Source organism: Ralstonia sp. RRA (genome assembly GCF_037023145.1).
Taxonomy (GTDB): domain Bacteria; phylum Pseudomonadota; class Gammaproteobacteria; order Burkholderiales; family Burkholderiaceae; genus Ralstonia.
This window is the reverse complement of record NZ_CP146091.1, coordinates 3,129,051-3,150,429: the sequence shown is the minus strand read 5'-3', so window position 1 is coordinate 3,150,429 and position 21,379 is coordinate 3,129,051. Positions and strand designations below refer to the sequence as shown.

The window sequence follows — 21,379 nt, the reverse complement described above, 5'->3', positions numbered from 1 at the left end:
ACGTGCCAACCACCGTCGACGAGCGCCCCCGCCGTCGACGACCCCTGCGGCACGTCGGAAAAGTCGATCAGAAGAAGGTCTGTTCGCTGATCGTCTCCCTAAAGTTAAAAGCGGTAGCCCAGGCCGATACCCAGCAGCCACGGGTCGACCTTGACCTTGCTGATGGTCTGGCCGGCCATCTTCACGTCGGCGCTGATCCAGGTCTTCTTCAGGTCCATGTTGAAGTAGATGCGATCAGTCAGGCGGTAGTCGAAACCCACCTGCAGCGCAGGGCCGAAGCTGTTCTTGCTCAGGTCCAGTTGGCCGACGCCAGGCACCTGCAGGTTCACGTTCGAGATGCGCGTGTAGTTGATGCCGGCGCCCACGTACGGCTTGAAGCGCGGGAGTTGCGATGGCGGCGTGAAGTGGTATTGCAGCGTCAGGATCGGCGGCAGATGGCGGAAGTCGCCGATCTTGGTCGGGCCGCCCAGCGCGCTCTTCATGACCGTTACGTCCTGTTGTTGCGGATAGGTCAGGATCAGCTCGGCCGCGATGTTCGGCGTGAAGAAGTACGAAACGTCCAGCTCAGGGAATGCCTTGTTGTTGATCTGGATGGCGTCGGACGGAATGGCCAGCGCGCCGACCGGATCCGATTTGTTGGCAGCCGTCAGGTTGACGGCGCGCAGGCGCACCATCCAGTTGCCGGTGGCCGGCGGCAGGTCTGTGCTCTGCGCAAACGCGGTTGGGCTGAAGATGCCAGCAAGGGCACCGGTGATTGCCGCAGCAGTGGCGAGGCGTGCAAAAGCCATGAAACGCTCCCTCTCGATATCGTCTTGTGAATGTGACGGGAGCCAGTCTCGCGGCAATGCGGGCCGGCTGATTTGCGCGGGATCAATTCGAGGCGCGGGCCGAAGCGCTCACGCCTCGCGGTTTGATATCGGGCAAATCCGGTGGCGAATGTGGTCGATTCTCGTTGCGCTCGGGCGACAGCCGAAACGCAACCGTTTGCTTTATGAAAAATTGGGGACAGATTCCGCGCTATCACGCTAGGATGTGCGCTTTCTCTGCCCGTTTTTCTGTCATGGCACGTCTGCCTCGCCTTAGCCCTATCGATGTTCCTGTGCACGTGTTGCAGCGCGGCAACAATCGCCAGGCCGTGTTTCGCACGGACGAGGATTACGCCTTCTACCTCGACACGCTGCGCATGGCCGCGCGCGAGCACGATTTCGCCATCCACGCTTTCTCGCTGATGCCCAATCACGTGCACCTAGTGGGTACGCCCAAGGTGGCGGAGAGCCTGTCGCGCACGCTGCAAGCCGTGGGGCGGCGCTATACGCGGTACTTCAATGGCGCGGCCGACCGCAGCGGCACGCTATGGGAAGGGCGCTTCCGCTCGACTGTGCTGGACCCGGCCGAATGGGTGCTGCCGATGCTGTTGTACGTGGAGTCCAACGCCACGCGTGGGGGGCTCGTCACCTCGCCGGAGGACGACCGATGGAGCACCTATCGTCACCACGTCGGCATCCAGTCGATTCCATGGGTGAGTGATCACTACTGCTACTGGCGGCTTGGGAATACGCCTTTCGAGCGCCAATCACGCTATCGGACGCTCTGGCATGAGGGGCTCGGCTCCGATCAACTCACACAGATCCGCCAGCACGTGCATAGCGGCTGGCCGCTAGGCGGCGAGGCTTTCCTGGCCACCCTGGCGCGTTCAGGCGGTCGCCGTGTCGCGCCGCTGCCCAAAGGTCGTCCGCCACGTAAAACCGCAGAAGTGGGAGCAGAGGACGCGGCACCTGTGGAATAGCCTGGCGCCAAGGCGGGTTGGTGCAGGGCGCATCAATCCGCACCAAATTAATCTGTCCCCATTTATAAACCCGCACTGCAAACGTGCATTTATTAATTTACTCCGACCCCATTTAAAACCTTTTGCGTGTTACGGAACGCTCTTTTATATTCGTTTCACCCCGCATTCATGGTGCGGCGCGCCATTGGTTGTTTTGCCCGCATCCGCACCACTGCGAGGGCCTTCTACGGCGTGCTGTACCGACAACATCGGAAGATCGCCGTGGAACAACACTCTTTCCCCACTCAGCCGTCGGCGCCGTCGGCCCAGGGTCTGTACGACCCGACCAATGAACACGACGCTTGCGGCGTCGGCTTCGTCGCCCACATCAAGGGCAAGAAGAGCCACGAGATCGTCCAGCAAGGCCTGCGCATCCTGCACAACCTCGACCACCGGGGCGCCGTGGGCGCCGACCCGCTGATGGGCGACGGCGCGGGCATCTTGCTGCAGATTCCCGATCAGTTCTTCCGCGAAGAGATGGCCAAGCAGGGCATCAACCTGCCGCCGGCCGGCGAATACGGCGTCGGCATGATCTTCCTGCCGAAGGAACACGCGTCGCGCCTGGCCTGCGAACAGGAACTCGAGCGCACCGTGCGCCTGGAAGGCCAGGTCGTGCTGGGCTGGCGCGATGTGCCGGTCGACAAGACCATGCCGATGTCGCCCACGGTGCAGAAGACCGAGCCGGTGATCCGCCAGATCTTCATCGGGCGCGGCCGCGACATCATGACCACCGATGCGCTGGAGCGGAAGCTGTACGTGATCCGCAAGACCGCCAGCCACGCCATCCAGGCGCTCAAGCTCAAGCACGGCAAGGAATACTTCGTGCCGTCGATGTCGGCGCGCACGATCGTCTACAAGGGCCTGCTGCTGTGCGAGCAGGTGGGCCGCTACTACCAGGACTTGGCTGACCCGCGCACGGTGTCGGCGCTGGCGCTGGTGCACCAGCGTTTCTCGACCAACACGTTCCCGGCCTGGGAACTGGCGCACCCGTACCGCATGGTTGCGCACAACGGCGAAATCAACACCGTCAAGGGCAACGTCAACTGGATCAACGCCCGCACGGGCGGTATCTCGTCGCCGGTGCTGGGTGATGACTTGCCGAAGCTGTGGCCGCTGATCTATCCGGGCCAATCAGATACGGCATCGTTCGATAACTGCCTCGAACTGCTGACGATGGCCGGCTACCCGCTGGCCCAGGCGATGATGATGATGATTCCGGAAGCGTGGGAACAGCACACGCTGATGGACGACAACCGTCGCGCCTTCTACGAATACCACGCTGCGATGATGGAGCCGTGGGACGGCCCCGCCGCCATCTGCTTCACCGACGGCCGCCAGATCGGCGCAACGCTCGACCGTAACGGTCTGCGTCCGGCGCGCTACTACGTGACCGACGACGACATGGTCGTGATGGCTTCGGAAGCCGGCGTGCTGCCGATTCCCGAGTCGCGCATCGTCAAGAAGTGGCGCCTGCAGCCGGGCAAGATGTTCCTGATCGACATGGAGCAGGGCCGCATCATCGACGACAAGGAACTCAAGGACAACCTGGCCAACGCCAAGCCGTACAAGAGCTGGATCGACGCCGTGCGCATCAAGCTCGACGAGCTCGAGGCCAAGCCGGAAGACGTGGCCGCCGAAACCAAGCCGGCCGCCAAGCTGCTGGACCGTCAGCAGTCGTTCGGCTACACGCAGGAAGACGTCAAGTTCCTGATGGCGCCGATGGCCGCCAACGGTGAAGAAGCCGCCGGCTCCATGGGCAACGACAGCCCGCTGGCCGTGCTGTCGAGCAAGAACAAGACGCTCTACAACTACTTCAAGCAGCTGTTTGCGCAGGTCACGAACCCGCCGATCGACCCGATCCGCGAAAACGTGGTGATGTCGCTCGTCTCGTTCATCGGGCCGAAGCCGAACCTGCTCGAACTGAACAACATCAACCCGCCGATGCGTCTTGAAGTGAGCCAGCCCGTGCTGGACTTCAAGGACATGGCGAAGATCCGCAACATCGAGCACTACACCGGCGGCAAGTTCATGGCTTACGAGCTGAACATCTGCTACCCGGTGGCCTGGGGCAAGGAAGGCATCGAAGCACGCCTGGCCTCGCTGTGCGCCGAGGCGGTGGATGCCGTCAAGTCGGGCTACAACATCCTGATCGTGTCGGACCGCGCGGTCGACGAGAAGCAGGCCGCCATTCCGGCGCTGCTGGCCACGTCCGCCATCCACCATCACCTGGTGGAGAAGGGCCTGCGCACGAGCACCGGTCTGGTCGTCGAAACGGGTTCGGCGCGCGAAGTGCATCACTTCGCCCTGCTGGCCGGCTACGGCGCTGAGGCCGTGCACCCGTACCTCGCCATGGAAACGCTGGCCGAGTTGGCCCCGGGCCTGGGCGTGACGCCTGAGAAGGCCGTCTACAACTTCACCAAGGCGATCGGCAAGGGCCTGCACAAGGTGATGTCGAAGATGGGCATCTCGACATACATGTCGTACACCGGCGCGCAGATCTTCGAAGCGATCGGCCTGTCGCGCGAACTGGTGGACAAGTATTTCCACGGCACGGCATCGAACGTGGGCGGCATCGGCATCTTCGAGGTAGCGGAAGAAGCGCTGCGCCTGCACCGCGACGCCTTTGGCGATGCGCCGGTGCTGGCCAACATGCTGGATGCCGGCGGCGAATACGCCTACCGTGTCCGCGGCGAAGAGCACATGTGGACCCCGGATTCGATCGCCAAGCTGCAGCACGCCACGCGCGCGAATTCGTATCAGACGTACAAGGAATACGCCAACCTGATCAACGACCAGAGCAAGCGCCACATGACGCTGCGCGGTCTGTTCGAGTTCAAGGTGGACCCGGCACGCGCCATTCCGCTGGAAGAAGTGGAATCGGCCAAGGAGATCGTCAAGCGCTTTGCTACGGGCGCCATGTCGCTGGGCTCGATCAGCACGGAAGCGCACACCACGCTGGCCGTGGCGATGAACCGCATCGGCGGTAAGTCGAACACCGGCGAAGGTGGTGAAGACGAGCGCCGTTATCGCAACGAACTGCGCGGCATTCCCATCAAGCAGGGCACCAAGCTGTCGGACGTGATCGGCCGCGAAGTGGTCGAGCGCGATCTGGAACTGCAAGAGGGCGATTCGCTGCGTTCGAAGATCAAGCAGGTGGCATCGGGTCGCTTCGGTGTCACCGCTGAGTACCTGGCTTCGGCTGATCAGATCCAGATCAAGATGGCCCAGGGCGCTAAGCCCGGCGAGGGCGGTCAACTGCCCGGCCACAAGGTCACGGACTACATCGGCAAGCTGCGTTACGCGGTGCCGGGCGTGGGCCTGATCTCGCCGCCGCCGCACCACGACATCTACTCGATCGAAGATCTGGCGCAGCTCATCCACGACCTGAAGAACGTGAACCCGCGTTCGGACGTGTCGGTCAAGCTGGTGTCGGAAGTGGGCGTGGGCACGGTGGCTGCCGGTGTCGCCAAGGCCAAGGCCGATCACGTGGTGATCGCTGGTCATGACGGTGGCACGGGCGCTTCGCCGTGGTCGTCGATCAAGCACGCCGGTACGCCGTGGGAACTGGGCCTGGCCGAGACGCAACAGACGCTGATGCTCAACGGCCTGCGCAACCGCATCCGCGTGCAGGCGGACGGCCAGATGAAGACCGGCCGCGACGTCGTGATCGGTGCGCTGCTGGGCGCTGATGAGTTCGGCTTCGCCACCGCACCGCTGGTGGTCGAGGGCTGCATCATGATGCGCAAGTGCCACCTGAATACCTGCCCGGTGGGCGTGGCGACGCAGGATCCGGTGCTGCGCAAGAAGTTCTCGGGCAAGCCCGAGCACGTGGTGAACTACTTCTTCTTCGTGGCCGAAGAAGTGCGCGAAATCATGGCGCAACTGGGCATCCGCTCGTTCAACGAGCTGATCGGCCGCGCCGACCTGCTCGACACCAAGGCCGGCATCGAACACTGGAAGGCACGCGGTCTGGACTTCGCGCGCATCTTCTACCAGCCGGCCAAGAAGGAAGGCGAGCCGTGCTACCAGGTCGACGTGCAGGACCACGGCCTGGACCGCGCGCTGGATCACCAACTGATCGAGAAGGCCAAGGCTGCGCTGGAGAAGGGTGAACGCGTGTCGTTCATCCAGCCGGTGCGCAACGTCAACCGCACCGTGGGCGCGATGCTCTCGGGCGAGGTCGCCAAGCGCTACGGCCACGAAGGTCTGCCGGATGACTCGATCCACGTGCAGATGCAGGGCACGGCCGGTCAGTCGTTCGCGGCGTTCCTGGCGCACGGCATCACGCTGGATCTGGTGGGTGACGGCAACGACTACGTGGGCAAGGGCCTGTCGGGCGGCCGCGTGATCGTGCGCCCGCCGCATGAGTTCCGCGGTGAGCCGACCAACAACATCATCGTCGGCAACACTGTGCTGTACGGCGCGCTGGCCGGTGAGGCGTTCTTCAACGGCGTGGCCGGCGAGCGCTTCGCGGTGCGTAACTCCGGCGCCACCACGGTGGTGGAAGGCACCGGCGACCACGGCTGCGAATACATGACCGGCGGCACCGTCGTCGTGCTGGGCACCACCGGCCGCAACTTCGCGGCAGGCATGTCGGGCGGCGTGGCCTACGTCTATGACGAAGACGGCCTGTTCGACAAGCGCTGCAACACGGCGCAGGTCGCGCTGGAATCCGTACTGTCGGCGGCGGACCAGGAGAAGGCGCATACGCAGGCGACCTGGCACAAGGTGGGCGGCGAGCGCGTGCTCGACGAGCAGTTGCTCAAGGCGCTGGTGGAAAAGCACTTCCGCTACACCGGTTCCGAGCGCGCCAAGGAGCTGCTGGCCGACTGGAGCAACGCACGCCGCCGCTTCGTCAAGGTCTTCCCGACCGAGTACAAGCGCGCGCTGACCGAGATGTACGAGCGCGAACAGGAAGCGGGCCGCGAACAAATCGCCGCCTGAACCTGATTCCAAGCGACTGGGCGGGCGATTGATCCCACAAGACCAATCACCCGCCACTACTGAATCAACGCAACCTCACAAGACAGGCCCGAGCGCCCGGCAAGCGATGCTGTGCCGGAAAGAATCGGGTCAGGAAGGACACCATGGGCAAGGCGACTGGTTTTCTCGAATTTCCCCGCCAGAACGAGGGATACGAAGCGCCCGAAGCGCGCGTGAAGCACTACAAGGAGTTCGTGTTCGCACTGGCGGATAACGAAGCCAAGATCCAGGGCGCACGCTGCATGGACTGCGGCATTCCGTTCTGCAACAACGGCTGCCCGGTCAACAACATCATTCCGGACTTCAATGACCTGGTGTATCGCCAGGACTGGAAGACCGCGATCGAGGTGCTGCACTCGACCAACAACTTCCCCGAGTTCACGGGCCGCATCTGCCCGGCACCGTGCGAAGCGGCTTGCACGCTGGGCATCAATGAGCTGCCGGTGGGCATCAAGTCGATCGAGCACGCCATCATCGACAAGGCCTGGGAAGAAGGCTGGGTCGCACCGCAAGTGCCGAAGCACAAGACCGGCAAGACCGTGGCCGTGGTCGGCTCGGGCCCCGCAGGTATGGCTGCTGCGCAGCAACTGGCACGCGCCGGTCACGACGTGACGCTGTTCGAGAAGAACGACCGCATCGGCGGCCTGCTGCGTTACGGCATCCCCGACTTCAAGCTGGAGAAGGCGCAGATCGACCGCCGCATGCAGCAGATGGAGGCCGAAGGCGTGACGTTCCGAACCGGCGTGATGGTGGGCGACAAGACCGTGCCGGCTGGCATCGTCAACGACGCACGCGAAACCATCGCTGCGGACGACATCCTCAAGCAGTTCGACGCCGTCGTGCTGACGGGCGGTTCGGAAGTGCCGCGCGATCTGCCGGTGCCGGGCCGTGACCTGGACGGCGTGCACTACGCGCTCGAATTCCTGATTCCGCAGAACAAGGAAGTGGCCGGCGATGCGCCGAACCCGATCCGCGCCGACGGCAAGCACGTCATCGTGATCGGTGGCGGCGACACGGGCTCGGACTGCGTCGGCACGTCCAACCGCCATGGCGCCGCATCGGTCACGCAGTTCGAACTGCTGCCGCGTCCGCCGGAAGAAGAGAACAAGCCGCTGGTGTGGCCGTACTGGCCGATCAAGCTGCGCACGTCGTCGTCGCATGACGAGGGCTGCGAGCGCGACTGGTCGGTCGCCACCAAGGAACTGATCGGCGAGAACGGCCGCGTGACGGGCCTGAAGGCAGTCCGCCTGGAATGGAAGGACGGCAAGATGAGCGAAGTCGCTGGCAGCGAGTTCACGCTCAAGGCCGACCTCGTGCTGCTGGCGATGGGCTTTACCAACCCGGTCGGCGGCGTGCTGGATGCCTTTGGTGTGACCAAGGACGCGCGCAACAACGCACGCGCCTCGACCGAAGGCGACAACGCCTACGCCACCAACGTGCCGAAGGTGTTTGCCGCCGGTGACGTGCGCCGTGGCCAGTCGCTGGTCGTGTGGGCCATCCGCGAAGGCCGTCAGGCTGCACGCTCGGTGGACGCGTTCCTCATGGGCCATACGGAACTGCCGCGCTGACCACGCGGTTGACTGTCTGACCCAGGGCTCGCTTCGGCGAGCCTTTTTCTTTGCCGCGCGCGAGTTGCGTTGTGACAGGGCCGTTATGCCTCATGGTTTACATCGACATGGTTTACCGGGGTTCAGCGCGGCAGGGCGGATTTCTAGAATGAAATGCCCCCCGACCTCCAAGCCACGATGCGAGCCTGCGACAGCAACTTGCGCGCAGATGTGCCCGATACGCCCGACCCGCGGCGACGCCGGGCTATTGCCTGGCTAGGTGCGCTGCCGGTTGCACTGGCACTGCCGGCGCGCGCGGAGCTGTTGGGCTACCCCTCGCATCCGCTGCGATTGGTTGTGCCGGCCGCCGAGGGCAGCGTGTTCGACGCGGTTGCCCGGGCGCTGGCCACGCAATTGCAGCAGCAGATCGGTCGCCTGGCCGATGTGGACGACCGTCCGGCCGCCAACGGCATGGCCGCCGGTGATTTGGTCGCGCGTGCGCCGGCCGACGGCCATACGCTGTTGCTCCAGCAAACCACCTTTGTTGTTCAGCCCGCGCTGGAGCCGGCGCCATACGATCCGCTGCGTGACTTCCAGCCGGTGGCCATGGTGGCCACGCTCCCGTTGTTCCTGGCCGTCGATGCGCGATTGCCCATCACCACGGTCACCGAACTGATCGCCCAGGCGCATGGGGAATCCGTTTCCGTCAATTGCGGTTCGGACATCATCGGCACCTGGTCCCACCTCGTTGCCGAGCAGTTTGTGCGTGACTACGCCTTCCACGCACCGCATGTGGCAGTCCGCGGCGAAGCTGGACTCGTGCAGCAGGTGCTGGCGGGGCGCATGGCTGCGTGTTTCGCCTGCTATCCGAGCCTGTCGACAGGGGTGTCCAGTGGCCAACTGCGGCTGTTGGGCGTGACGGGGTCGGCGCGTTCGTCGTTCGCGCCCACCACGCCGACCTTGCGTGAGACGGGGCTCGCCGGGTTCGACTACAGCGCGTGGGTTGGGGCGTTCATGCCAGCACGCACGCCCAAACCGCTGTTGATACGCGCAGCAACGGAATTCCGCCGCGCGCTGGCTTCAAGCGATGTTATCGCCACATTGCGCGCGGGAGGCTTCGAGCCGGAGTGGAGCGCATCCGATGCCCTCGCCCAGGCCGTACGCCGCGACGCCAACCATTGGCAAGGACTGATCCGCCAAGTGGATTTACGCGTCGATACCGGCGAGTGATTTTTCCGTCGTCTCGCTTTGTGCACCACTTTCAGCGGGCAGCAAGGCCGCGCGCCAACAGCGCGGCGCTCAAGCCACACTAACTGTAGGTAAGCGTGGAGTGACTGACGGGCTGCACGGGTTTCCACCTATAATGGCGGGCCGTATCGAGCCGGTACGGCTAGCGAACATAACAAGATGCGGCCCCGCCTCAAGCGTCACCCAGGGCCGCAAATCGACCGCAAACGAGCCGAGCCCTCAGCACCGAACTCCACCGTGTCCACCCAGCCTACCAACGCCGTCGTCGAGCTTGATCAGGTCGATTTCGCCTACCAGCCAGGCGAGCGGAGCATCTTGTCCGGCCTCAGCATGCGCGTGCCCAAGGGCAGCGTGGTGGCCGTCATGGGCGGTTCGGGCTGCGGCAAGACAACAATCCTCCGCTTGATCGGCGGGCAGGTCGGGGCGGCGGCCGGCACCGTGCGCGTGCACGGCCAGGATATCGGTGCCATGGACAAGCCGGCGCTCTACGCCGCGCGCCGCCAGATGGGGATGCTGTTCCAGTTCGGTGCGTTGTTTACGGATATGTCCGTGTTCGACAATGTGGCATTTCCGCTGCGCGAACATACCGAACTGCCCGAGCCCCTCATCCGCGATCTCGTGCTGATGAAGCTCAACGCCGTCGGCCTGCGCGGTGCGCGTGACCTGATGCCCTCGCAGATTTCCGGTGGCATGGCCCGGCGCGTGGCACTGGCGCGCGCGATTGCGCTGGACCCGTCGCTCATCCTCTACGACGAGCCGTTCGCCGGGCTGGACCCGATCTCGCTGGGCCTCACTGCCTCGCTCATCCGCAAGCTGAACGACGCGCTGGGCGCGACCAGCATCATCGTCTCGCACGATGTGCAGGAGACGTTCCACATCGCCGATTACGTCTATTTCATCGCCAACGGTGGCATTGCCGCCGAGGGCTCGCCGGCCGAGTTGACGGCGTCGACGGACCCGTTCGTGCGCCAGTTTGTGCACGGCGAGGCGGACGGTCCCGTGCCGTTCCACTATCCGGGCGTGCCGCTGGCCGAGGACTTCGGCCTGGGCAAGAACGGAGGTGGGCGATGATTTCCTCCATCGGCTTCCTCGTCCGCGGGCTGATCAGCCGTCTCGGCTATGCGACCCGTACGCTGTTTGCGCTGTTCGCCGCCTCGGGCGATGTACTGCGCCGTCCGCGCCTGGTGATCGAGCAACTGCGCTTCATTGGCAACGATTCGTTCATCATCATCGCCGTGTCGGGGCTGTTCGTCGGCTTCGTGCTGGGGCTGCAGGGCTACTACACGCTTAACCGCTATGGTTCTGAGCAGGCGTTGGGGCTGCTGGTGGCGCTGTCGCTGGTGCGTGAACTGGGCCCGGTGGTGACGGCACTGCTGTTTGCCGGCCGCGCGGGTACGTCGCTCACCGCTGAAATCGGCCTGATGAAGGCCGGTGAGCAACTGATCGCCATGGAGATGATGGCCGTCGATCCGCTGGCCCGTGTGCTGGCGCCGCGCTTCTGGGCGGGTTTCATTGCCATGCCGCTGCTGGCCGCGATCTTCAGCGCGGTCGGTATTCTGGGCGGATACTTTGTCGGTGTAGGCCTGATCGGCGTGGACCCTGGCGCGTTCTGGTCGCAAATGCAGGCCGGTGTGGATGTGATGGACGACGTCGTCAACGGCGTCATCAAGAGTGTGGTGTTCGGCGTGGCCGTGACCTTCATCGCGCTCTATCAGGGCTACGAGGCCAAGGCGACGCCCGAAGGCGTGTCGCGCGCAACGACCCGTACCGTGGTGATCGCGTCGCTGGCCGTGCTGGCGCTGGACTTTGTGCTGACGGCGCTGATGTTCAGCTGACCCGTCAGACATTCAACGAGAAAGAATCATGCGTAAGAGCCTCCTCGATTTCTGGGTCGGATTGTTCGTGCTGGTGGGCATCGTGGCGCTGCTGTTCCTGGCGCTCAAGGCCGGCAACATGAGCGCGTTCTCCTTTGCCAAGACCTACCAGGTGAAGGCCGCCTTCGACAACATCGGCGGCCTGAAGGTGCGTGCGCCGGTCAAGAGTGCGGGCGTGGTGGTCGGCCGGGTGTCGCAAATCCTGTTCGACGACAAGACCTACCAGGCCAGCGTCGTGCTCGACATGGACCAGCGCTACCAGTTTCCGAAGGACAGCTCGGCCAAGATCCTGACCTCGGGCCTGCTGGGTGAGCAATATATCGGCATCGAGCCGGGTGGCGACGAGGCCATGCTGGCCAGCGGCAGCAAGATCACGATGACGCAGTCGGCGGTGGTGCTGGAGAACCTGATCAGCCAGTTCCTGTACAGCAAGGCCGCAGATGCCGGTGCGGGCAGCAACGGCAGTAGCGCTGGCGGAGCCAAGCCGGCCGAGGGCAGTGGGAGCAAATAAACCATGAGAACAACAACGTCCATCCACACATTGCGCAGTCTTGCATTGGCCCTGGCGACAGGTGCTTCGCTGCTGGCAGGCTGCGCCACGGGCCCGAACGCCAATCCGGCCGACCCGATCGAGCCGTTCAACCGCGAAGTCTTCCGTATCAACGAAGATCTCGACAAGGGTGTGCTCAAGCCCGTCGCGCAAACGTATGTTGACGTGGTGCCGTCGCCGGCGCGCACGGCAGTGTCGAACTTTTTCTCCAATGCGGGTGACGTCTACTCGGCCGTCAACAACCTGCTGCAGCTCAAAGGCACCGCCGCGCTGGAAGACACCATGCGCGTGGCGATCAACACCGTGCTGGGTCTGGGCGGCTTGATCGACATTGCGTCGGACGCCGGTCTGCCCAAGCACAAGGAAGACTTCGGCCAGACGCTGGGTGTGTGGGGCGTGCCGGCCGGCCCGTATGTGGTGTGGCCCCTGCTGGGCCCGAGCACCGTACGTGACACCGCAGGCTTCCTGGTCGACTGGCAGTTGGATCCGCTGACGTACTGGCACAACAGTACGGTCACGTATTCGTTGGCTGCGCTGCGCGTGGTGGACGTGCGTGCCAGCCTGCTCGGCGTGAGCAACGTGCTGGAAGAGGGCGCCGTCGATAAATACACCTTCATGCGCGATGCCTACCTGCAGCGCCGCCGCTACCTGATTTACGACGGCAATCTGCCGGAAGATCAGGACAACAGGACATCGTCGGACAAGTCGTCCGATTCCGGCGATGCAACCGTGTCGCCGTATCACCGCTTCACACCCAACTGGCCTGTATTCCGCCGCTGATCGCCACACGTAACAGCATCGCCTCAATGGTGACAAGGCGTAAAACTGACCGCCTTCGGGCGAACTCCCGACCGGGCGGTCTGTTCTAATCGCCAACAAGATTGTGGCCAGCGTGCTGCAAGCGATCCATAAATCACACTAGAAGGACGCGCTATGTTGAAGAAACTCCTCCGCTCCCTGTTCACTGGCTTGGCGCTGACGGCTGCCGTGGCAACCGCGCCCGTGCACGCTCAAGAGGCTGACGCGCAAACCACCGTCAAGACCGCTGTGGACGACGTGCTGACCACCATCAAGGGCGACCCGGACCTGCGCGGCGGCAACATGACCAAGGTCTTCCAACTGGTCGACCAGAAGATCGTGCCGCGCGCTGACTTCCATCGCACCACGCAGATTGCCATGGGGCGCTTCTGGAGCCAGGCATCGCCCGAGCAGCAGAAACAGATTCAGGACGGCTTCAAGACGCTGCTGATCCGCACCTACGCTGGCGCGCTGTCCAACGTGAAGAACCAGACCGTCACGTACAAACCGTTCCGTGCAGACCCGGCTGACACTGACGTGGTGGTGCGCTCGACCGTCAACAACAACGGCGAGCCGGTGGCGCTGGACTACCGCATGGAAAAGACGGCCAACGGCTGGAAGGTCTATGACATCAATATCAGCGGCCTGTGGCTGTCGGAAACGTACAAGAACCAGTTTGCCGACGTGATCAGCAAGAAGGGCGGCGTGGCTGGCCTGGTGCAATTCCTGGATGAGCGCAACGCGCAGCTCGCCAAGGGCCCGGCAAAGTAAGCCGGACTCCGGTAGAATCCGAGCAGCGGTCAATTTGGCCGCTGTTTCTTTTTCTAACTTGACCATGTTGACCTTGTCCGGCCCGCTGACTCAGCTCGAAGCGCCGCGCGTTCTGCGCGAGGGCGAGGCACAGCTCAGCCAAGCGCGCGAGGCCGGTACCGCCGCGCTGCGCGTCGATTGCGCAGGGCTGTCACAGGTCGATTCTTCCGCGCTGGCGGTGCTGCTGTCGTGGCAGCGCACAGCGCAGTCCGCCGGTATCGCCTTCGATATCGCAGGCGCCCCGGAGGCGCTGTCCAATCTCGCCACGCTTTACGGCGTCGAATCTCTGCTGGTCACCGTGCCGGCGTCTGCTGAACACCACCACCACGCACGACATTGAGGCGGCGTCCGGTGCGGGGCTGTGTCTTCCCCAACATCGCGATGCCGCGCCCCGGCCAGGGCGCCGCGCGCGCTTCTGGCAGCTCTGGTGCCATGCTGTAAGCCGCGCCGCCGTCTGTTGGTGCAGTTCCCCTATAATTCTGGGTTTGTCGCTCTGCCGTCGCCACGTGCGATGTCTGCGTCCGCGAGGATCGTGTCGATCTACAACCGCGAGATGCGCAGGGTAGTTCACTTTGTCGGCCATGAAAGCCATCGAAATCGCTGACGTCCGCAAGCGCTACAAGTCGTTGCAAGCGCTCAAGGGCGTGAGCCTGTCTGTCGAGCAGGGCGAGTTTTTCGGCCTGCTGGGCCCCAACGGCGCGGGCAAGACCACGCTGATCTCCATCCTCGCGGGCCTGAATCGTGCCGATTCCGGCAGCGTGCGCGTGCTCGGCCACGACGTCGTCTCCGATTACCGCACGGCGCGCCGCAAGCTCGGCGTGGTGCCGCAGGAACTGGTGTTCGATCCGTTCTTCACGGTGCGCGAAACGCTGCGCCTGCAGTCGGGCTATTTCGGCCTGACCAAGAACGATGACTGGATCGACGAGGTCATGGCCAACCTGGACCTGACCAACAAGGCTGATGCCAACATGCGCGCGCTGTCCGGCGGCATGAAGCGCCGCGTGCTGGTCGCGCAGGCCTTGGTACACCGCCCGCCGGTGATCGTGCTGGACGAGCCGACCGCCGGCGTGGACGTTGAGCTGCGCCAGACGCTGTGGAAATTCATCTCGCGCCTGAACCGCGAGGGCCACACTGTCGTGCTGACCACGCACTACCTGGAAGAAGCCGAATCCCTGTGCGACCGCATCGCCATGCTCAAGTTTGGCGAGGTGGTGGCGCTGGATCGCACGGCCAATCTGCTGTCGCAATTTGCTGGGCTGCAACTCGTGCTGAGCTTCTCGAACGGCACGTTGCCTGCGTCGCTCGAGGGCCTGCGTCAACCCGGCAACCACGGTGAGCGCAGCGTGCGCCTGCGTCTGTCGGGCTACGGCGAAGTCGAGCAGATTCTCTCCACCTGCCGCCAGGCCGGCTGCGAAATCGACGACATGGAGATCGCCAAGGCTGACCTGGAAGACGTGTTCGTGCAGATCATGCGCCGCGAGGGCGGTATCTCCGCCGTACCGCAAACACCCGAGACTGCGCTGGAGCCTGCCGCATGAACGCCATTCCCGAGACGCTGCCGGGCCGCTGGGTCGGCTTCCGCACGCTGCTGTACAAGGAAGTGCTGCGCTTCTGGAAGGTGAGCTTCCAGACCGTGGCCGCGCCGGTGCTGACCGCGCTGCTGTACCTGCTGATCTTCGGCCACGTGCTGGAGGACCGCGTGAAGGTGTTCGACCAGTTGAGCTACACCGCCTTCCTGGTGCCCGGCCTGGTGATGATGAGCGTGCTGCAAAACGCGTTTGCGAACAGCTCGTCGTCGCTTATTCAGTCGAAGATCACCGGCAACCTGGTGTTCATCATGCTGCCGCCGCTGTCGCACTGGGAGATGTTCGGCGCGTATGTGTGTGCGTCCGTCATTCGCGGGCTAGCCGTGGGCACGGGCGTGCTGATCGTGACGACGTTGTTCGCGCACCTGCACTTCGCACAGCCGCTGTGGATCATCGTCTTTGCCGTGCTGGGCGCTGCGGTGCTTGGCACGCTGGGGCTGATCGCCGGCATCTGGGCTGAGAAGTTTGACCAGCTCGCGGCGTTCCAGAACTTTCTGATCGTGCCGGCCACCTTCCTGGCGGGCGTGTTCTATTCGATTCATTCGCTGCCGCCGTTCTGGCAGGCGGTGTCCCACGCCAACCCGTTCTTCTACATGATCGACGGCTTCCGTTACGGCTTCTTCGGCGTGTCCGATGTGCCGGTGGCGACGAGCCTCGGCGTGATGTTGATCGCGCTGGTCGTGGTGGGGGGGATTGCCCTGCAGATGCTGCGCACGGGCTACAAGCTGCGCCATTGATACGTCCATAAAACCAACACGACGCACCACCCTAACGTTTTGCAGGAGAGGGAAGGCCATGTTGCCCACACCCGAACAAGTCAAGCAGTACATCGAAACCGGCCTGCCGTGCCAGCACCTCGAAGTCGAGGGCGACGGCCAGCACTTTTTTGCCACCATCGTCAGCGCGCAGTTTGAAGGCAAGCGGTTGATCCAGCGCCACCAGCTCGTCTATGCCGCATTGGGTGATCGCATGCGCGCGGAGATCCACGCGCTGTCCATGAAGACGCTCACCCCGGCGGAGTGGCAATCCTGATGGCTGAGCTTGATCCCGCTGTTGTTACCGCTGAACCCGATTCCGACCTTGCGCTTGCTGAGCGCCCCACCCAACGTGATCGACGAGACGTCTCGCTCATGGACAAACTGCTGATTGAAGGCAACGGCCCGCTGTCGGGCGAAATCCGCGTGTCTGGCGCCAAGAACGCTGCGCTGCCCATCCTGTGCGCCGCGCTGCTGACGCCTGAGCCACTGGTGCTGCACAACGTGCCCAATCTGCAGGACGTGCGCACGATGCTCAAGCTGCTGCGCCAGATGGGCGTGGAGGGCACGCTGGACGGCCACGAGGTCACACTCAACGCTGCCGTCATCCACTCGCCGGAAGCGTCGTACGACCTGGTGAAGACCATGCGCGCGTCGATCCTGGTGCTGGGCCCGCTGCTGGCGCGCTTCGGCCATGCGCGTGTGTCGCTGCCGGGCGGCTGCGGCATCGGCGCGCGTCCGGTCGATCAGCACATCAAGGGCCTGCAGCTGATGGGCGCCGAGATCGTCATTGAGCACGGCTACATCGAAGCCAAGCTGCCTGAAGGCGCCAAGCGCCTGCGTGGCGCACGCATCGTCACCGACATGGTGACGGTGACCGGCACCGAAAACCTGCTGATGGCCGCCGCGCTGGCCGACGGCGAGACCGTGCTGGAAAACGCCGCACGCGAGCCGGAAGTGACCGACCTCGCCAATCTGCTCGTGAAGATGGGCGCGCGCATCGAAGGCATCGGTACGGACCGCCTGGTGATCCAGGGCGTGGAAGCGCTGCACGGCGCGGCGCACACGGTGATTGCCGATCGCATCGAAGCCGGCACGTTCCTGTGCGCGGTGGCTGCTGCTGGTGGCGATGTGACGCTGCACGGCGTGCCGCCGGGCATCCTCGACGCGGTGCTCGACAAGCTGCGCGAAGCCGGCGTGACGCTCACCACGGGCGATGACTGGATTCGCGTGCAGATGTCGGGTCGCCCGAAGGCTGTGAGCTTCCGCACGTCCGAATACCCAGCGTTCCCGACCGACATGCAGGCGCAGTTCATGATGCTCAACGCCATCGCCGAGGGCTCTGCCACGGTGACGGAGACCATCTTCGAAAATCGCTTCATGCACGTGCAGGAGCTCAACCGCCTGGGCGCCAACATCGTGATCGACGGCAAGACGGCCGTGGTGACGGGTGTCGAGCACCTGTCGGGCGCGACCGTCATGGCGACCGATCTGCGCGCCTCCGCCAGCCTGGTGATTGCCGGCCTGATCGCGCAGGGCGAGACGCTGGTCGACCGCATCTATCACCTCGACCGCGGCTACGACCGCATCGAAGACAAGCTCTCCGCTGTCGGCGCGAAGATCCGACGCATCCAAGGGTAAGCAGGCCATGAACGCATTCCAGTCCGCCTCCAACCAGCTCACGCTGGCGCTCTCCAAGGGGCGCATCTTTGAAGAGACGCTGCCGCTGCTGAAGGCCGCCGGCATCGAGGTGACCGAAGATCCGGAAACCTCGCGCAAGCTGATTTTGCCGACGTCAGACCCGGCGCTGCGCGTGATCATCGTGCGCGCCTCTGACGTGCCGACGTATGTGCAGTACGGTGCAGCGGACTTCGGCGTGGCCGGCCGCGACGTGCTAATGGAGCACGGCATGGCGGGCCTGTATGCGCCCATCGACCTGAACATCGCCCGCTGCCGCATGTCGGTGGCGGTGCCCAAGGGCTTCGATTACGCCAACGCGGTGCGCCAGGGCGCGCGCCTGTCGGTGGCGACGAAGTATCTGAACACCGCGCGCGAGCACTTCGCCAAGAAGGGCGTGCACGTTGACCTGATCAAGCTGTACGGTTCGATGGAACTGGGCCCGCTGGTGGGCCTGGCCGATGCCATCGTCGACCTGGTCAGCACCGGCGGCACGCTGCGCGCGAACAACCTCGTCGAGGTGGAGGAGATCGTGCAGATCTCGTCCCGACTGGTCGTCAACCAGGCTGCGGTGAAGTTGAAGCGCGAGCGCTTGGCGCCGATCCTCGACGCTTTCGAGCGTGCTTCTGCCCAGGACGCGCTTGTTGGGGAAACCGCATGAGCTTGAGTATCCGTAAGCTGGATTCGGCCGACGCCGGATTCGCGGCGCAACTGCGCCAGGTGCTCGCTTTCGAGGCGAGCGAAGATGAAGCCATCGACCGCGCCGCCGCGCAGATTCTGGCCGACGTGAAAGCCCGCGGTGACGCCGCCGTGCTGGAAGCCACGCAACGCTTCGACCGCATCGAAGCCGACAGCGTGGCCGCGCTGGAACTGTCGCCAACCGTGCTGCAAGCCGCGTTGGATGGCCTGGAGCCGAAGCGCCGCGCCGCGCTGGAGGCCGCTGCCGCCCGCGTGCGTGCCTATCACGAGAAGCAGAAGCTTGAGTGCGGCACGCATAGCTGGGAATACGCAGAAGCTGACGGCACGGTGCTCGGCCAGAAGGTGACGCCGCTCGATCGCGTTGGCATCTATGTGCCGGGCGGCAAGGCGGCGTATCCGTCGTCGGTGCTGATGAACGCGATCCCGGCGCGCGTGGCCGGCGTCAAGGAAATCATCATGGTGGTGCCCACGCCGGGTGGCGTGCGCAATGAATTGGTGCTCGCTGCGGCCTGCATCGCCGGGGTGGACCGTGTGTTCACCATCGGCGGCGCGCAGGCTGTGGGTGCGCTGGCTTATGGCACCGACACTGTCCCCGCCGTCGACAAGATCGTCGGCCCGGGCAACGCCTATGTGGCTGCCGCCAAGCGCCGCGTGTTCGGCACGGTCGGCATCGACATGATTGCCGGGCCGTCGGAAATCCTCGTCATCTGCGACGGCACGACCGACCCGGACTGGGTGGCGATGGACCTGTTCTCGCAGGCCGAGCACGATGAGTTGGCGCAATCGATCCTGCTGTGCCCCAACGCCGAGTTCATCGCGCAAGTGGAAGCCAGCATCAACCGTCAGCTTGAAGAGATGCCGCGCCGGAACGTGATCGCCGAGTCGCTGTCGGGCCGTGGCGCGCTGGTCAAGGTGCGCGACATGGAAGAGGCGTGCGAGATCGCCAACGACATCGCGCCGGAGCATCTGGAGATCTCTGCCGAGAACCCGCGCCAGTGGGCCGAGCGCATCCGCCACGCGGGCGCAATCTTCCTTGGCAAGTACACCAGCGAATCGCTCGGCGACTACTGCGCGGGCCCGAACCACGTGCTGCCGACCTCGCGCACGGCGCGCTTCTCGTCGCCGCTGGGCGTGTACGACTTCATCAAGCGTTCGAGCTTGATCGAGGTCAGCGAAGCCGGCGCGCAGATGCTGGGCGAGATCGCCGCCGAACTGGCCTACGGTGAAGGTTTGCAAGCCCACGCCCGCAGCGCTGAGTATCGTCTGACTCCCAAATCCGAATAACGCCTGCCGCATCACAATGACCGCCGCTCCAGCCCAGCCTTCGCTTGATGATCTGCTCGCCCGTATCGTGCGCGACGACGTGCGTGCCATGGGCGCGTACCACGTGCCCGACGCTACCGGCATGGTCAAGCTGGACGCGATGGAGAACCCGTACCCGCTGCCGGCCATGCTGCGCGATGCGCTGGGCAAGCGCTTGGCCGATGTCGCGCTTAACCGCTACCCGGTGCCGACCGCCGACGCGCTCAAGGCGCAGCTCAAACGCGTGATGCACGTGCCGGCCGGCGCCGAGGTGCTGCTCGGCAACGGTTCGGACGAGATCATCAGCCTGATCGCCATCGCAGCCGCCAAGCCGGGGGCGACGGTCATGGCGCCCGTGCCGGGCTTTGTGATGTATGCGATGTCGGCGCAGTTGCTGGGCCTGAACTTCGTCGGCGTGCCGCTCAAGGCGGACCTGACGCTCGACCGCGAAGCGATGCTGGCCGCCATGGCCGAGCACCAGCCTGCCGTCATTTACCTGGCGTATCCGAACAACCCGACCGGCAACCTGTTTGACGCGGCCGACATGGACGCGATCATTCGCGCTGCGCGCGGCCCGGTCTGCCAGAGCCTGGTGGTGGTCGACGAGGCGTATCAGCCATTCGCGCAGCACAGCTGGATGCCGCGTCTGCGCGACTTCGACCACCTGCTGGTGATGCGCACGGTCTCCAAGCTGGGCCTGGCCGGTATCCGCCTCGGCTACGTGGCCGGCCACCCGAAGTGGATTGCCGAGCTGGACAAGGTGCGCCCGCCGTACAACATCAATGTGCTGACCGAGGCCACCGCCCAGTTCGTGCTCGATCACGTGGATGTACTGGATGCCCAGGCAGCGACCCTGCGCGCCGAGCGAACCAAGCTGATCGACGCGCTGGCTGCGCTGCCGGGTGTTGAAGTCTTCCCGAGCGCCGCCAACTTCATCCTAGTGCGCGTACCCGATGCAGCGGGAATGTTCGATCGCCTGCTAAAACGGCGGGTTCTCATCAAAAACGTCAGTAAAATGCACCCGTTGTTGGCCAACTGTCTGCGCGTGACGGTCAGCAACCCCGAAGAAAACGCGCAATTTCTCGATGCCTTTGCCGCATCGCTGCAGGAAGCCCCATGAGCCGTCGTGCCGAGGTCACTCGCAACACCTCTGAAACGCAGATCCGCGTCGCCCTTGATTTGGACGGCACGGGCAAGCAGACGCTGAACACCGGCGTCCCGTTCCTCGACCACATGCTCGACCAGATTGCCCGCCATGGCCTGATCGATCTGGACGTTTCGGCCACGGGCGACACCCATATCGACGATCACCATACCGTGGAAGATGTCGGCATCACGCTGGGCCAGGCCGTCGCCAAGGCTGTCGGCGACAAGAAGGGCATCGTGCGCTACGGCCACAGCTACGTGCCGCTGGACGAAGCCCTGTCGCGCGTGGTGATCGATTTCTCGGGCCGTCCGGGCCTGGAGTTCCACGTGCCGTTCACGCGTGCGCGCGTCGGCAATTTTGATGTGGACCTGTCCATCGAATTCTTCCGCGGGTTCGTCAACCATGCCGGCGTGACGCTGCATATCGACAACCTGCGCGGCGTCAACGCGCATCACCAGATCGAAACCGTGTTCAAGGCCTTTGGCCGCGCACTGCGCATGGCGGTCGAGCTGGACCCGCGTGCCGCCGGCACCATTCCGTCGACCAAGGGCGCGCTCTGATCCACCGCATCGGCCTGG

At 64.3% G+C, this 21,379-nt stretch carries 19 protein-coding genes; 18 read left to right on the top strand and 1 reads right to left on the bottom strand.

Annotated elements, in window-relative coordinates; genetic code table 11:
- Positions 1–104: 104 nt before the first annotated feature.
- On the bottom strand, positions 105–788 hold the full coding sequence (locus V6657_RS15125; RefSeq protein ID WP_048935313.1) for an OmpW family protein: 684 nt from the start codon (positions 786–788) through the stop codon (positions 105–107).
- 272 nt (positions 789–1,060) lie between these two features.
- Between V6657_RS15125 and V6657_RS15120 the strand changes: the two genes are divergently transcribed.
- From V6657_RS15120 to hisB, 18 genes are all read left to right on the top strand, one after another.
- Positions 1,061–1,786, top strand: a complete 726-nt coding sequence (locus tag V6657_RS15120) for a transposase (RefSeq protein ID WP_048935314.1) — start codon at positions 1,061–1,063, stop codon at positions 1,784–1,786.
- A 261-nt stretch (positions 1,787–2,047) separates the two neighbouring features.
- On the top strand, positions 2,048–6,769 hold the full coding sequence (locus V6657_RS15115; RefSeq protein WP_048935399.1) for a glutamate synthase-related protein: 4,722 nt from the start codon (positions 2,048–2,050) through the stop codon (positions 6,767–6,769).
- A 143-nt stretch (positions 6,770–6,912) separates the two neighbouring features.
- On the top strand, positions 6,913–8,376 hold the full coding sequence (locus tag V6657_RS15110; protein ID WP_048935315.1) for a glutamate synthase subunit beta: 1,464 nt from the start codon (positions 6,913–6,915) through the stop codon (positions 8,374–8,376).
- Positions 8,377–8,553: 177 nt separating this feature from the next.
- Positions 8,554–9,585: a tripartite tricarboxylate transporter substrate binding protein gene (locus V6657_RS15105; RefSeq protein ID WP_048935316.1), complete on the top strand. Its 1,032-nt coding sequence runs from the start codon at positions 8,554–8,556 to the stop codon at positions 9,583–9,585.
- Positions 9,586–9,840: 255 nt separating this feature from the next.
- A complete protein-coding gene (locus V6657_RS15100) occupies positions 9,841–10,674 on the top strand; it encodes an ABC transporter ATP-binding protein (protein WP_048935317.1) in 834 nt (277 codons plus the stop codon).
- Positions 10,671–11,438: a lipid asymmetry maintenance ABC transporter permease subunit MlaE gene (mlaE, locus tag V6657_RS15095; RefSeq protein WP_048935318.1), complete on the top strand. Its 768-nt coding sequence runs from the start codon at positions 10,671–10,673 to the stop codon at positions 11,436–11,438. Before V6657_RS15100 ends, mlaE begins: the two co-directional genes overlap by 4 nt.
- 28 nt (positions 11,439–11,466) lie before the next feature.
- Entirely contained in the window at positions 11,467–11,988 is a 522-nt protein-coding gene (mlaD, locus tag V6657_RS15090; protein ID WP_021197535.1) for an outer membrane lipid asymmetry maintenance protein MlaD, read from the top strand.
- A gap of 3 nt (positions 11,989–11,991) precedes the next feature.
- A complete protein-coding gene (locus V6657_RS15085; RefSeq protein ID WP_048935319.1) occupies positions 11,992–12,807 on the top strand; it encodes a VacJ family lipoprotein in 816 nt (271 codons plus the stop codon).
- Positions 12,808–12,960: 153 nt separating this feature from the next.
- The gene (locus tag V6657_RS15080) at positions 12,961–13,596 is read left to right on the top strand and encodes a phospholipid-binding protein MlaC (protein WP_048935320.1); all 636 of its coding nucleotides are present in this window, start codon (positions 12,961–12,963) and stop codon (positions 13,594–13,596) included.
- Between the two features lie 64 nt (positions 13,597–13,660).
- On the top strand, positions 13,661–13,975 hold the full coding sequence (locus V6657_RS15075) for an STAS domain-containing protein (RefSeq protein ID WP_048935400.1): 315 nt from the start codon (positions 13,661–13,663) through the stop codon (positions 13,973–13,975).
- A gap of 241 nt (positions 13,976–14,216) precedes the next feature.
- On the top strand, positions 14,217–15,173 hold the full coding sequence (locus V6657_RS15070; protein WP_048935321.1) for an ABC transporter ATP-binding protein: 957 nt from the start codon (positions 14,217–14,219) through the stop codon (positions 15,171–15,173).
- Positions 15,170–15,958: an ABC transporter permease gene (locus V6657_RS15065; protein WP_048935322.1), complete on the top strand. Its 789-nt coding sequence runs from the start codon at positions 15,170–15,172 to the stop codon at positions 15,956–15,958. The genes V6657_RS15070 and V6657_RS15065 overlap by 4 nt, the downstream gene beginning before the upstream one ends.
- Before the next feature lie 58 nt (positions 15,959–16,016).
- Positions 16,017–16,253 (top strand): BolA family protein, encoded by a 237-nt coding sequence (locus tag V6657_RS15060; RefSeq protein WP_021197529.1) that lies wholly within the window; start codon positions 16,017–16,019, stop codon positions 16,251–16,253.
- A gap of 98 nt (positions 16,254–16,351) precedes the next feature.
- A complete protein-coding gene (murA, locus tag V6657_RS15055; RefSeq protein WP_048935323.1) occupies positions 16,352–17,617 on the top strand; it encodes a UDP-N-acetylglucosamine 1-carboxyvinyltransferase in 1,266 nt (421 codons plus the stop codon).
- Between the two features lie 7 nt (positions 17,618–17,624).
- Positions 17,625–18,314: an ATP phosphoribosyltransferase gene (hisG, locus tag V6657_RS15050; RefSeq protein WP_048935324.1), complete on the top strand. Its 690-nt coding sequence runs from the start codon at positions 17,625–17,627 to the stop codon at positions 18,312–18,314.
- A complete protein-coding gene (hisD, locus tag V6657_RS15045; RefSeq protein ID WP_048935325.1) occupies positions 18,311–19,636 on the top strand; it encodes a histidinol dehydrogenase in 1,326 nt (441 codons plus the stop codon). Before hisG ends, hisD begins: the two co-directional genes overlap by 4 nt.
- Positions 19,637–19,652: 16 nt before the next feature.
- Complete coding sequence (gene hisC, locus V6657_RS15040; RefSeq protein ID WP_048935326.1) at positions 19,653–20,774, top strand: histidinol-phosphate transaminase; 1,122 nt, start codon at positions 19,653–19,655, stop codon at positions 20,772–20,774.
- The gene (gene hisB / locus V6657_RS15035) at positions 20,771–21,361 is read left to right on the top strand and encodes an imidazoleglycerol-phosphate dehydratase HisB (RefSeq protein ID WP_048935327.1); all 591 of its coding nucleotides are present in this window, start codon (positions 20,771–20,773) and stop codon (positions 21,359–21,361) included. The genes hisC and hisB overlap by 4 nt, the downstream gene beginning before the upstream one ends.
- Positions 21,362–21,379 lie beyond the last annotated feature (18 nt).

Excerpts from the sequence above, each read along its gene's own strand:
- V6657_RS15125 (WP_048935313.1), bottom strand. The coding sequence starts at position 788 with ATGGCTTTTGCACGCCTCGCCACTGCTGCGGCAATCACCGGTGCCCTT.
- V6657_RS15085 (WP_048935319.1), top strand. The coding sequence starts at position 11,992 with ATGAGAACAACAACGTCCATCCACACATTGCGCAGTCTTGCATTGGCC.
- mlaE (WP_048935318.1), top strand. The coding sequence starts at position 10,671 with ATGATTTCCTCCATCGGCTTCCTCGTCCGCGGGCTGATCAGCCGTCTC.
- hisC (WP_048935326.1), top strand. The coding sequence starts at position 19,653 with ATGACCGCCGCTCCAGCCCAGCCTTCGCTTGATGATCTGCTCGCCCGT.
- V6657_RS15070 (WP_048935321.1), top strand. The coding sequence starts at position 14,217 with ATGAAAGCCATCGAAATCGCTGACGTCCGCAAGCGCTACAAGTCGTTG.
- mlaD (WP_021197535.1), top strand. The coding sequence starts at position 11,467 with ATGCGTAAGAGCCTCCTCGATTTCTGGGTCGGATTGTTCGTGCTGGTG.
- V6657_RS15120 (WP_048935314.1), top strand. The coding sequence starts at position 1,061 with ATGGCACGTCTGCCTCGCCTTAGCCCTATCGATGTTCCTGTGCACGTG.
- hisB (WP_048935327.1), top strand. The coding sequence starts at position 20,771 with ATGAGCCGTCGTGCCGAGGTCACTCGCAACACCTCTGAAACGCAGATC.
- V6657_RS15105 (WP_048935316.1), top strand. The coding sequence starts at position 8,554 with ATGCGAGCCTGCGACAGCAACTTGCGCGCAGATGTGCCCGATACGCCC.
- V6657_RS15110 (WP_048935315.1), top strand. The coding sequence starts at position 6,913 with ATGGGCAAGGCGACTGGTTTTCTCGAATTTCCCCGCCAGAACGAGGGA.
- V6657_RS15080 (WP_048935320.1), top strand. The coding sequence starts at position 12,961 with ATGTTGAAGAAACTCCTCCGCTCCCTGTTCACTGGCTTGGCGCTGACG.
- hisG (WP_048935324.1), top strand. The coding sequence starts at position 17,625 with ATGAACGCATTCCAGTCCGCCTCCAACCAGCTCACGCTGGCGCTCTCC.
- V6657_RS15075 (WP_048935400.1), top strand. The coding sequence starts at position 13,661 with ATGTTGACCTTGTCCGGCCCGCTGACTCAGCTCGAAGCGCCGCGCGTT.
- murA (WP_048935323.1), top strand. The coding sequence starts at position 16,352 with ATGGACAAACTGCTGATTGAAGGCAACGGCCCGCTGTCGGGCGAAATC.
- V6657_RS15060 (WP_021197529.1), top strand. The coding sequence starts at position 16,017 with ATGTTGCCCACACCCGAACAAGTCAAGCAGTACATCGAAACCGGCCTG.
- V6657_RS15065 (WP_048935322.1), top strand. The coding sequence starts at position 15,170 with ATGAACGCCATTCCCGAGACGCTGCCGGGCCGCTGGGTCGGCTTCCGC.
- hisD (WP_048935325.1), top strand. The coding sequence starts at position 18,311 with ATGAGCTTGAGTATCCGTAAGCTGGATTCGGCCGACGCCGGATTCGCG.